Origin of the sequence: Pseudomonas juntendi (assembly GCF_021560075.1) — a bacterium.
Classification (GTDB): Bacteria; Pseudomonadota; Gammaproteobacteria; order Pseudomonadales; family Pseudomonadaceae; genus Aquipseudomonas; species Aquipseudomonas juntendi.
On sequence record NZ_CP091088.1, the window covers coordinates 5,322,393 to 5,334,106 of the forward strand.

The 11,714-nt window shown below is 63.4% G+C and carries 11 protein-coding genes; 4 read left to right on the forward strand and 7 right to left on the reverse strand.

Going from position 1 to position 11,714, the window contains the following annotated elements; all coding sequences use genetic code 11:
* The first annotated feature begins 53 nt into the window (after nucleotides 1–53).
* The gene (rep, locus tag L1P09_RS24560; RefSeq protein WP_029887601.1) at nucleotides 54–2,063 is read left to right on the forward strand and encodes a DNA helicase Rep; all 2,010 of its coding nucleotides are present in this window, start codon (nucleotides 54–56) and stop codon (nucleotides 2,061–2,063) included.
* Nucleotides 2,064–2,127: 64 nt separating this feature from the next.
* Entirely contained in the window at nucleotides 2,128–2,700 is a 573-nt protein-coding gene (locus tag L1P09_RS24565; RefSeq protein ID WP_009683322.1) for a xanthine phosphoribosyltransferase, read from the forward strand.
* 123 nt (nucleotides 2,701–2,823) lie between these two features.
* Here the strand turns inward: L1P09_RS24565 and L1P09_RS24570 are convergent, their stop codons facing one another.
* The 5 genes from L1P09_RS24570 to dadA form a co-directional block, all read right to left on the reverse strand.
* On the reverse strand, nucleotides 2,824–4,680 hold the full coding sequence (locus L1P09_RS24570) for an acetyl-CoA hydrolase/transferase C-terminal domain-containing protein (RefSeq protein ID WP_235768246.1): 1,857 nt from the start codon (nucleotides 4,678–4,680) through the stop codon (nucleotides 2,824–2,826).
* Nucleotides 4,681–4,844: 164 nt separating this feature from the next.
* Nucleotides 4,845–5,249 carry a c-type cytochrome gene (locus L1P09_RS24575; protein WP_033690433.1) on the reverse strand — a complete coding sequence of 135 codons (405 nt, stop codon included), beginning with the start codon at nucleotides 5,247–5,249 and terminating at the stop codon, nucleotides 4,845–4,847.
* A gap of 154 nt (nucleotides 5,250–5,403) precedes the next feature.
* The gene (locus L1P09_RS24580) at nucleotides 5,404–5,952 is read right to left on the reverse strand and encodes a cupin domain-containing protein (RefSeq protein WP_009682929.1); all 549 of its coding nucleotides are present in this window, start codon (nucleotides 5,950–5,952) and stop codon (nucleotides 5,404–5,406) included.
* A gap of 109 nt (nucleotides 5,953–6,061) precedes the next feature.
* Nucleotides 6,062–7,135, reverse strand: a complete 1,074-nt coding sequence (gene alr, locus L1P09_RS24585; RefSeq protein WP_235768247.1) for an alanine racemase — start codon at nucleotides 7,133–7,135, stop codon at nucleotides 6,062–6,064.
* A gap of 144 nt (nucleotides 7,136–7,279) precedes the next feature.
* Nucleotides 7,280–8,584, reverse strand: a complete 1,305-nt coding sequence (dadA, locus tag L1P09_RS24590; protein WP_232892083.1) for a D-amino acid dehydrogenase — start codon at nucleotides 8,582–8,584, stop codon at nucleotides 7,280–7,282.
* A gap of 156 nt (nucleotides 8,585–8,740) precedes the next feature.
* Between dadA and dadR the strand changes: the two genes are divergently transcribed.
* Entirely contained in the window at nucleotides 8,741–9,229 is a 489-nt protein-coding gene (gene dadR / locus L1P09_RS24595; protein ID WP_003258963.1) for a transcriptional regulator DadR, read from the forward strand.
* 2 nt (nucleotides 9,230–9,231) lie between these two features.
* Here the strand turns inward: dadR and L1P09_RS24600 are convergent, their stop codons facing one another.
* Nucleotides 9,232–9,585 (reverse strand): YkgJ family cysteine cluster protein, encoded by a 354-nt coding sequence (locus L1P09_RS24600; protein WP_054905192.1) that lies wholly within the window; start codon nucleotides 9,583–9,585, stop codon nucleotides 9,232–9,234.
* Between the two features lie 196 nt (nucleotides 9,586–9,781).
* Between L1P09_RS24600 and L1P09_RS24605 the strand changes: the two genes are divergently transcribed.
* The gene (locus tag L1P09_RS24605) at nucleotides 9,782–11,074 is read left to right on the forward strand and encodes an NAD(P)/FAD-dependent oxidoreductase (protein ID WP_235768248.1); all 1,293 of its coding nucleotides are present in this window, start codon (nucleotides 9,782–9,784) and stop codon (nucleotides 11,072–11,074) included.
* A 247-nt stretch (nucleotides 11,075–11,321) separates the two neighbouring features.
* Here the strand turns inward: L1P09_RS24605 and L1P09_RS24610 are convergent, their stop codons facing one another.
* Nucleotides 11,322–11,552, reverse strand: a complete 231-nt coding sequence (locus tag L1P09_RS24610) for a DUF1127 domain-containing protein (RefSeq protein WP_029885735.1) — start codon at nucleotides 11,550–11,552, stop codon at nucleotides 11,322–11,324.
* Between the last annotated feature and the right edge of the window lie 162 nt (nucleotides 11,553–11,714).

Consider the following 11,714-nt stretch of genomic DNA (forward strand, 5'->3'; position numbering starts at 1 on the left):
CCCCATGGCTGTTAGAATGCGCGGCTATTTTCTGGCGACCCCCGGTTTCTAGCATGTCCCGACTCAATCCCCGGCAGCAGGAAGCCCGTGACTATGTCGGCGGCCCTCTTTTGGTGCTCGCCGGTGCAGGCTCGGGCAAGACCAGCGTGATCACGCGCAAGATTGCCCACCTGATCCAGAACTGCGGCATTCGTGCCCAGTACATCGTGGCGATGACCTTTACCAACAAGGCCGCGCGCGAGATGAAGGAGCGGGTTGGCACCTTGCTGCGCCCGGGGGAAGGTCGCGGCCTGACGGTGTGTACCTTCCACAACCTGGGCCTGAACATCATCCGCAAGGAACACGAGCGGCTGGGCTACAAGCCGGGCTTCTCGATCTTCGACGAGTCCGACATCAAGGCGTTGCTGTCGGACATCATGCAGAAGGAATACTCAGGCGACGACGGCATCGACGAGATCAAGAACATGATCGGTGCCTGGAAGAACGACCTGATCCTGCCGCCAGAAGCCCTGGAAAAGGCGCGCAATCCGCGCGAGCAGACCGCCGCCATCGTCTACACCCACTACCAACGCACGCTCAAGGCGTTCAACGCAGTGGACTTCGACGACCTGATCCTGCAGCCGGTGAAGCTGTTCCAGGAACACCCCGAGGTGCTGGAGCGCTGGCAGAACCGCGTGCGCTACCTGCTGGTGGACGAGTACCAAGACACCAATGCCAGCCAGTACCTGCTGGTGAAGATGCTGATCGGCATGCGCAACCAGTTCACCGTGGTGGGCGACGACGACCAGTCCATCTATGCCTGGCGCGGTGCCCGCCCCGAGAACCTGATGCTGCTCAAGGAGGACTACCCCTCCCTGAAGATCGTCATGCTCGAACAGAACTACCGCTCCACCAGCCGGATCCTGCGCTGTGCCAACGTGCTGATCGCCAACAACCCGCACGCGTTCGAAAAACAGCTGTGGAGCGAGATGGGTGTAGGCGACGAGATCCGCGTGATCCGCTGCAAGAACGAGGAAGCCGAGGCCGAACGGGTGGCCATGGAGATCCTCACCTTGCACCTGCGCACCAACCGCCCGTACAGCGACTTTGCCATCCTCTACCGCGGCAACTACCAGGCCAAGCTGATCGAGCTGAAACTGCAGCACCACCAGGTGCCGTATCGCCTGTCGGGCGGCAACAGCTTCTTCGGCCGCCAGGAGGTCAAGGACCTGATGGCCTACCTGCGCCTGCTGGTGAACCCGGACGACGACAACGCCTACCTGCGGGTGATCAACGTGCCGCGCCGCGAGATCGGCTCCACCACCCTGGAAAAGCTCGGCAACTATTCCACCGAGCGCGGCATTTCCATGTACGCCGCCAGCGACGAGCTGGGCCTGGGTGAACACCTGGACGCCCGCTATACCGAGCGTTTGCAGCGCTTCAAACACTGGCTGGACGGGGTACGCCAGAAGGTCGCCCTGGAAGACCCGATTGCCGCGCTGCACGAGATGATCCGCGACATCGACTACGAAAACTGGATCCGCCAGCAGACCGCCAGCGACAAGGCCGCCGATTTCCGCATCAGCAACGTCTGGTTCCTGGTGGACGCACTGAAAAACACCCTCGAAAAGGATGAAGAGGGTGACATGACCATCGAGGACGCCATCGGCAAGCTGGTGCTGCGCGACATGCTCGAGCGCCAGCAGGAAGAAGAAGAGAACGCCGAAGGGGTGCAGATGATGACCCTGCATGCCTCCAAAGGCCTGGAGTTCCCCTACGTGTTCATCATGGGCATGGAAGAGGAAATCCTCCCGCACCGCTCCAGCATCGAGGCTGACACCATCGAAGAAGAGCGCCGCCTGGCCTATGTGGGCATCACCCGCGCCCGCCAGACCCTGGCCTTTACCTTCGCCGCCAAGCGCAAACAGTACGGTGAAATCATCGACTGTACGCCCAGCCGGTTCCTCGACGAATTGCCACCCGACGACCTGGCCTGGGAAGGTCTGGACGACGCCCCGGTCGAGGTGAAGGCGGCACGCGGCAACAACGCCCTGGCCGACATCCGGGCAATGCTCAAACGCTGATCAACCATTACTCTTTAATATTGCCGCCTCCAGCGGCCACCTTTGTTACATCGAGGAAATCACAGTGGAAGCACTGCATCAGAAGATTCGCGAAGAAGGCATCGTGCTTTCCGATCAGGTCCTCAAAGTGGACGCGTTTCTCAACCACCAGATCGACCCGGCGCTGATGCAGCTGATCGGTGACGAGTTCGCCCGCCTGTTCGCCGATGCTGGCGTGACCAAGATCGTCACCATCGAAGCCTCCGGCATTGCCCCGGCAGTGATGACTGGCCTGAAGCTGGGCGTACCGGTGATCTTCGCCCGCAAGCACCAGTCGCTGACCCTGACCGAAAACCTGCTGACCGCCTCGGTGTACTCCTTCACCAAGCAGACCGAGAACACCGTGGCCATCTCGCCGCGCCACCTGAACAGCAGCGACCGCGTGCTGGTGATCGACGACTTCCTGGCCAACGGCAAGGCGTCGCAGGCACTGATCTCGATCATCAAGCAGGCCGGCGCCACCGTGGCCGGCCTGGGTATCGTCATCGAGAAGTCGTTCCAGGGCGGCCGCGCCGAACTGGACAGCCAGGGCTACCGCGTTGAATCGCTGGCCCGGGTGAAGTCGCTGGAAGGTGGTGTGGTCACTTTCATCGAGTAAGCCTGTACCGGCCTCATCGCCGGCAAGCCAGCTCCCACATGGACCGCACAGGCCTCAGGGCTTATGCAGTACCTGTGGGGCTGGCTTGTCGGCGATGGGCTGCAAAGCAGCCCCGGCAATTCATCAGGTAGCCGCCAACCCCGCCAGCAACAGCCGCTGATAAAGTTCTTCCTTCAACCCCTGCGGAGCATCCAGCCCCATCCGCTCCAGATGCTGCTCATACCCCTCCGGCCCCGGCGCATCCAGCGCGGCCTCGCCCAGCTCCAGCACCTCGCTCAACTTGAACTTGCTCTTCAACCAGTTCAGCGCCCGCAACAGGTCCTGCTCTTCGGCAGTGAAGTCCGTACCCAGCGGATACTCGGGGAACAACCGTGCATGCTGCGCCCTTACCGCCTCAAGGCGTTGCGGGGTGTTGTCGGCAAAGCGCGCGTCCAGCTCAAAGCCCTTGTGCAGCTTGCCGGCACTCTTGGCCTGCTCGATCAGCCCCTGCTGGAACCGTGAATCGCTTACCGCCAGCAACCGTGCAATCACTTCGCTGTCGGTCTGCCCACGCAGGTCGGCGATGCCGTATTCGGTCACCACGATATCGCGCAGGTGTCGGGGGATGGTGCAGTGGCCGTACGACCAGAAAATGTTCGACGTCACCTCGCCGCCCGCCTCACGCCAACTGCGCAACAGCAGGATCGAGCGCCCACCCTCCAGCGCATGGCCTTGGGCAACGAAGTTGTATTGCCCGCCCACGCCACTGAGCACTCGACCATCTTCCAGCTGGTCGGCCACCCCGGCACCCAGCAGGGTCATGCCGAATGCGGTGTTGATGAAGCGCGCATCGCGGCGCTGGCGGCGCTTGAGTTCCTCTTGCCCGTAGAGTTCGTTGATGAAGCTGATACGGGTCATGACGAACTGTGCACGCTGCTCCAGCGGCATCTCGCGCAAGCGCTGATAGAACGCCTGCGGGCCAAGGAAGAAGCCACCGTGCAACAACGCGCCCTGCTCATCCGCCGGGCGTCGCAACAAGCCTGCCTCGGCCAGCACCAGCAGGCCGTTAACGAACATCTCGCTGCAGCCGTAGAGGCCTTGAGCGAAGGTATCCAGCCCCCCTTCCCGTTCGATCAGCACCTGCCAGGGGCAGACATCGAGTGCATCGAGCACCGCACGGTAGCCAGCGTTGTCGCCCTGGCGCGCCAGCAATGCCGCGGCGACCGCATCGCCCATGGCACCAATACCGATCTGCAGCGTGCCGCCGTCGCGCACCAGGCTGCTGGCATGCAGGCCAATGCAGTGGTCCTGAATGCCGACCGGCATGTTCGGTGTGGAAAACAGCCGGCGTTGTTCGGCCTCGTCGAGCAACAGGTCGAACGTGTCGATCGGCAGCTCGGCATCGCCAGGCATGTAAGGCAGCTCGGCGTGCACCTGCCCCAGCATGAGGATGGTTTCACCGGCAGCGCGGCGTTTGGCGACCATGGGCAGCAGGTCGAGGGTGATGTCGGGGTTGCAGGCCAGGCTCAGGTGCACGGGCTTTTCGGGCGTGGCAGCCACCAGTTGGGCGATCAGGTTCAGGCCCTTGGCGTTGATATCCCGCGCGGCGTGGCTGTAATTGCTGCTGACGTAGTCCTGCTGCGCCGATTCGCTGTGCAGCAAGCTGCCGGGCTGCATGAAGAACTGCTCGACGCGGATGTTGGCTGGCAATGTGTCGTTGTGCAGGTCGCTGAGGTAGGTGAGCTCTTCATAGTCGGCGAATACGCGCTCGACAAAAGGCTCCAGAAAGCGCCGCTGCAGCCCGTCGCCCAGTGCCGGCCGGCCCAGGGACAGGGCGGTGTAGATGGTCAGCCGCCGTTCGGGCAGTTCGCGCACGCGGGCGTAGAGGGCATTGACGAAGGCGTTGGGCTTGCCCAGGCCCAGCGGCAGGCCCATGTGGATATGAGCTGGCAGGCGTGCCAGGACCTGCTCGACAGCCTGGTCGATGGAGCAGAGGTGCATGGGGCCTCCTGAGACATCCGTGGGTTCAGGGGTTGGACATGAACTCAAGCGAGTTGGTTGCCGGTGCGGGCCCTTTCGCGGCCAAAGCCGCAAAGAGGCCGGCACAGCCGCCACAAAAACAAAGCCCGCCATCAATGGCGGGCCTGGTGAAATTCAGCTGCAGCTCACAGCCCGGACATCTTCTTGATCGCCCCTTTCAGGTCGTCGTCCGAGCAGTCCGCGCAGGTACCTTTCGGTGGCATGGCGTTGATGCCGGTAATGGCCTTGGCCAGGATGCCATCCAGGCCGCCCTGGTGGTCGGCTCGCTCCTTCCAGGCCGCGGTATCACCCACCTTGGGCGCGCCGAGCAGGCCGCTGCCATGGCAGGCATTGCAGTGCTTGGCAATGATCTCGTCCGGGGTCTTGGCACCACCGCCACCCGCGGTCGCCGCCACTTCCATGCCTTTGCACTCCTGGCCCTGCACACAGACCTGGCCAACGGGTTCCAGGCGCTTGGCAATGTCGTCATTGGTCGCAGCGGTTGCGCTCATTGCCCAGAGGGCGAATACGGCTGCTGGTACGGCCAGCATCTTCTTGATTTGGTTCACGCGAACACCCTCATGGTGGCTAATCACGCCCGCGGCCACGAAACAGCGAGCGCTGGAAAGTATAGCGGCAACCTGAAGGCGGTGAAACGACCCTACACGGGAAAGGGGTATTGCCGAATCAATGCACTGCGCTGGATCAAAAGTTTGAGGGCGTAGCGGCACTGATCAGCCGTGCAGGCTGGTCGAACGGGTTGCGAAAGCGGTGCGGGCGGGTGCTTTCGAAGTAGTAGCTGTCGCCTTCCTCGAGGATGAAGATCTCGTTGCCGACCACCAGCTCAAGGCGGCCTTCGAGCAGGATGCCGGTTTCCTCCCCGTCATGGGTCAGCATTTCGGCACCGGTGTCGGCGCCCGGCGGGTAGACCTCGGTCAGGAAGGCAATGGCGCGGTTGGGGTGCGACTTGCCGACCAGTTTCATGGTTACCGCGCCGTCCGAGATATCGATCAGCTCGTGGGCTTTGTAGACAATTTGCGCAGGGCTCTGCGCCTCCAGTTCGACCGAAAAGAATTCGACCATGGACATGGGAATGCCACTGAGCACCTTGCGCAACGAGCTGATGGAGGGGCTTACGCTGTTCTTCTCGATCATCGAGATGGTGCTGTTGGTCACCCCGGCGCGCTTGGCGAGTTCGCGCTGGGACAGGCCCTTGAGCTTGCGGATGGCTTGCAGTCGTTCGCCGACGTCCAAAGCTGGAGCCTCCTGAAACGGTAGAAAGGGGGGGTGGATGTGAACGATATCATGGCAATGCCGTTCAGTATTTACAACACACCGCCCTCAACCTGTCCGCATCAGCGTGTCATTCGCCGACGTAGTCCAGGGGGACCCGTTTCAGGTTGCAGAAGATCTGGTAAGGAATGGTGCCAGCCTGTGCCGCCACTTCGCTGGCCAGTACCTGCTTGCCCCACAGTTCGACCGGGCTACCCACCGTGGCGTCGGGCACATCGGTGAGGTCGATGCTGAGCATGTCCATCGACACCCGGCCGATCAACGGGGCGCGCTTGCCCGCAACCAGCACCGGCGTGCCATTGGGCGCCTGGCGCGGGTAGCCATCGGCGTACCCCATGGCCACCACGCCAACACGGGTCGGCCGCGGGCTGACGAACTTGGCACCGTAGCCCACCGGTTGGCCGGCGGGCAGCTCACGCACGCTGATCACCCGCGATTGCAGGGTCATCACCGGCTGCAGGCGCGCAGCTTCGGCCTGGGCCACCTCGAAGGGCGTGGCGCCATACAGCATGAGGCCTGGGCGCACCCAGTCGCTGGGCGCTTGCGGCCAGCCCAGCACGCCGGGGGAGTTGCGCAGGCTGCACTCGGCGGCAAGGCCCTGGCGTGCGGCTTCGAACACGGCGATCTGCTGCGCGGTGGCGTCAGCATCCAGTTCGTCGGCACGGGCGAAGTGGCTCATCAGTACAATCCGCGCGACCTTGCCGCTGGCCAGCAGGCGCTGGTAGGCCTCGTGGTAATCCTTGGGGTGCAAGCCCACCCGGTGCATGCCGCTGTCCAGCTTCAGCCAGACACTTAGCGGCTTGCGCAGTTGCGCTTTCTCGATAGCCTCCAGCTGCCACAGCGAGTGCACCACACACCACAGATCGTGCTCGGCGATCAGTGCCAGCTCGCTGGCTTCGAAAAAGCCTTCCAGCAGCAGCACCGGGGCCTTGATACCGGCATCGCGCAGTTCCAGCGCCTCTTCGATACAGGCCACGGCAAAGCCATCGGCTTCGGCCTCCAGGGCCAGGGCACAGCGCACGGCACCATGGCCGTAGGCATCGGCCTTGATCACGGCCAGGGCTTTGGCACCGGTCAGTTCACGGGCCAGACGGTAGTTGTGGCGCAGGGCCTGGAGGTCGATCAGGGCGCGGGCGGGACGCATGGCGGCTGCCTTATGGTGGTTCAATTAGAAATCGGTGTTGGATTCATCGCCGGCAAGCCAGCTCCCACAGGACTCACAGGGCCTGAGAACTGCGGAGATCCTGTGGGAGCTGGCTTGCCGGCGATGAGGCCGGTACAGGCGACCTTACTGCTGGTGAGCCGGCGCAGCATGCCCGTGCTTGGCCGCTTCCCGGCTGTTGCCATACCGGGAAATGTCCAGGCCCTCGGCGCTGATCTGCGGCTTCTTGCGCGCGATCAGGTCTGCCAGCAGGCGCCCGGAGCCGCACGCCATGGTCCAGCCCAGGGTGCCGTGACCGGTATTGAGGAACAGGTTGCGGAACGCCGTGGCACCGACAATCGGTGTACCGTCCGGGGTGGCCGGACGCAGACCGGTCCAGAAACTGGCCTGGCTCAGATCACCGCCGCGAGGATAAAGGTCGTTGACGATCATCTCCAGTGTTTCACGCCGACGCGGGTTGAGCGACAGGTCAAAACCGGCGATCTCAGCCATGCCGCCAACGCGGATACGGTTGTCGAAACGGGTGATCGCAACCTTGTAGGTCTCGTCGAGAATGGTCGAGGTCGGCGCCATGTCGCCATTGGTGATCGGCACTGTCAGCGAGTAACCCTTCAGCGGATAGACCGGGGCTTTGATGCCCAGCGGCTTGAGCATGTGTGGCGAATAGCTGCCCAGCGCCAGCACATAGCGGTCGGCGGTTTCCAGCTTGCCGTCGATCCACACGCCATTGATGCGGTCGCCGGCGAAGTCCAGGCGCTGGATGTCCTGGCCGAAGCGGAACTCCACGCCCAGCTTCAGCGCCATGTCGGCCAGCTTGGTGGTGAACAGCTGGCAGTCGCCGGTCTGGTCGTTGGGCAGGCGCAGGGCGCCAGCGAGAATATCCTTCACCCCGGCCAGGGCCGGCTCGACGCGGGCAATGCCATCGCGGTCCAGCAATTCGTACGGTACGCCAGACTGCTCGAGCACGGCGATATCCTTGGCCGCAGCATCGACCTGGGCCTGGGTACGGAACAGCTGGGTGGTGCCCAGGCTGCGGTTTTCGTAATTGATGCCGGTTTCGGCGCGCAGCTCGTCGAGGCAGTCACGGCTGTACTCGGACAGGCGCACCATGCGTTCCTTGTTCACCGCATAACGGCTGGCGGTGCAGTTGCGCAGCATCTGGGCCATCCACAGGTACTGGTCAACGTCACCGGTGAGCTTGATTGCCAAGGGTGCATGGCGCTCCATAAGCCATTTGATGGCCTTCAGCGGCACACCCGGGGCGGCCCAGGGCGAGGCATAGCCGGGCGAGATCTGGCCGGCGTTGGCGAAGCTGGTTTCCATGGCCACCGCCGGCTGGCGGTCGACCACCGTCACTTCGAAACCTTGCCGGGCCAGGTAGTAGGCACTGGCGGTTCCAATCACACCGCTACCAAGTACCAGAACTCGCATCGTTGTATCCCTCACACGCGGCACGCCGCAGACTTTTATGGAAATGGCATTGATGGGCGCAGTATAGAAATTCGAGGGCAGTGCAATTCACTATATAAAAGCCTATTATTGGCGAGAATTCTCGGCATAATCGCCTTTTACGGAGGGGCATCCCCTATGAGAACCCAGCACCAGAGCAAGCGTGAACTGGACAAGATCGACCGCAACATTCTGCGTATCCTGCAGAATGACGGGCGTATTTCCTTCACCGAACTGGGCGAGAAAGTCGGGCTGTCCACCACCCCATGCACCGAGCGGGTTCGCCGCCTTGAGCGCGAGGGCATCATCATGGGCTACAACGCCCGCCTGAACCCGCAGCACCTCAAGGGTAGCCTGCTGGTGTTCGTGGAAATCAGCCTGGACTACAAGTCGGGTGACACCTTCGAAGAGTTCCGCCGCGCGGTGCTGAAGCTGCCGCACGTGCTGGAATGCCACCTGGTTTCCGGTGACTTCGACTACCTGGTGAAAGCGCGCATTTCCGAGATGGCCTCGTACCGCAAGCTGCTCGGCGACATCCTGCTGAAGCTGCCGCACGTGCGCGAGTCGAAGAGCTACATCGTGATGGAAGAGGTGAAGGAGAGCCTCTGCCTGCCGATTCCGGACTGACGCTAGACCAACACCTGGCGGGTGCTGGCAATGAACTGGTGAACGAGCTGCTCCGCGGCAGGGTCGATCATCGGCTCAGGGCCCCGACCACGGGGGCAGGCCATGCGCGGGGTGGTGCCGAACAAGCGGCAGATCATCGGCCGTTCTTCATACACCGTGCAGCCGTTGGGGCCCAGGTGCACACAGTCCAGGCGCGCCAGGGCGGCATCCTGCTCGGCCTGGGACTTGCGCGGCAGGCGGGCCATTTCTTCGGCCGAAGTGGTGACCGGGCCGCAGCAGTCGTGGCAGCCGGGTTCGCACTCGAAGGCAGGGATGAGTTCGCGCAGGAAGTGGATCTTGTGGCGGTTGCAGGACATGGCTAAGTACAAAATTGAAAACCAGGGGTTGGATTATAGGGCCAATCGCCGGCAAGCCAGCTTCCACAGGCACACCACTGGTCTCAGCCCTTGCGCAGACCCTGTGGGCGCTGGCTTGCCGGCGGTGGGGCCGGTTGCCCACCCCAGAGCCCCGGCTTATCCTCCCCCCTCGCCCACCAGCCCCAGGACCGACGCCATGATCCACAGCGCGCAGCACGCCGCCTCCTACTACGCCGCCAGCAGCGCGCCACACCCTGACCACGCTTTCCTGCAGGGCGAGCACAGTGCCGACGTGTGCATCGTCGGGGGTGGCTATTCAGGCCTGAACACGGCCATCGAGTTGGCCGAGCGCGGCTTCTCGGTCATCCTGCTGGAAGCGCGCAAACTCGGCTGGGGCGCCAGTGGGCGCAACGGCGGCCAGCTGATTCGCGGGGTCGGCCATGGTCTGGAGCAGTTTCTGCCGGTGATTGGCGAGGACGGCGTGCGCAGCATGAAACTGATGGGCCTGGAGGCCGTGCAGATCGTGCGCGAGCGGGTCGAGCGGCATGCCATTGCCTGCGACCTGACCTGGGGCTACTGCGACCTGGCCAACAAACCCGCCGAGCTGCTGGGCTTTGCCGAAGACGCCGAAGAGCTGCGTAGCCTCGGCTACCCACACGAGCTGCGCCTGGTCGGCAAGGACGATATCCACAGCGTGGTCGGCGCCGACTGCTATGTGGGTGGGCTGATCGACATGGGCTCCGGGCACCTGCACCCGCTCAACCTGGCCCTGGGCGAAGCGGCCGTGGCCGCGCGCCTGGGGGTGAAGCTGTTCGAGCAGTCCGAAGTTACCCGCATCGACTACGGCACATCAGTGCAAGTGCATACCGCCCAAGGCCGGGTGCGCGCCAAGACCCTGGTGCTGTGCTGCAACGCCTACCACAACAACCTCAACCGCGAACTGGGCGGCAAGGTGCTGCCAGCGGGCAGCTACATCATCGCCACCGAGCCGCTGGGCGAGGAACGCGCCCGCAGGCTGCTGCCGCAGAACATGGCAGTGTGCGACCAACGGGTAGCCCTGGATTACTATCGCCTCTCAGCCGACAACCGGCTGCTGTTCGGCGGTGCCTGCCACTACTCGGGCCGAGACCCGAAGGACATCGCCGCCTACATGCGGCCGAAGATGCTCAAGGTGTTCCCCGAATTGGCCAACGTACGCATCGATTACCAGTGGGGCGGCATGATCGGCATCGGCGCCAACCGCCTGCCGCAGGTCGGCCGGCTGGGCAGCCAGCCGAACGTGTATTACGCCCAGGCCTACTCGGGCCATGGGCTCAACGCCACCCACCTGGCCGCGCGCCTGCTGGGCGAAGCCATCAGCGGCCAGGAAAGCGGGCGCTTCGACCTTTTCAACAAGGTGCCGCACATCACCTTCCCTGGCGGCCAGCACCTGCGCTCGCCACTGCTGGCGCTGGGGATGCTGTGGCATCGCCTCAAAGAGCTGGCCTGAAAGGCCCCATCCTGGTGGCAGCAACTGTCTTGCTTAAAATCTAAAGCTGACTAGCCCCCCTGTGGGAGCGGGCGTGCCCGCGAAGCCAACCCCGTGGTGGATGGCACGGGCTTCGCCCGTGTTCGCGGGCAAGCCCGCTCCCACAGGGATCGCGCCAGCTTTTTGAAATTGAGCAGGACAGTTGCTCCCACAGGTTCGGTGCAAGTTTCAAGTCTGGGGCACAACAGGCCCTCCAGCGACCATCCTGTCAGTCCTTCCAGAAGGGCTTCCGCCCTTCGAGCCGCGCCTGCTCCCAGCTCAGCCCAACATCGCGCAGCTCGGCATCGGTCAACTGCAACAGCGCCCTGCGGGTACGCCAGCGGTGCAGCATCAGGCCCCAGCGCCCCAACCCCTGCGGCGCGTTGAACACCTTGGCCTGCTGCTCGGTTTCCAGTTCCTTGGCCAACAGCTGCAAGCGCACATCGCTCATGCCCCCCATCACCGCACCCTCCCCGTTCAGTCGATACCGTAGGCAAAGCATGCGCGAGGGCGATACCGGCAATACAGATCCAAAACAGCCTTATTATTCCCATACAGCATTGGCCGGCGGCCGACTGAATGCTGTATTTTCCAGGCAACTGTACCGGTCGCTGCCTGCAGG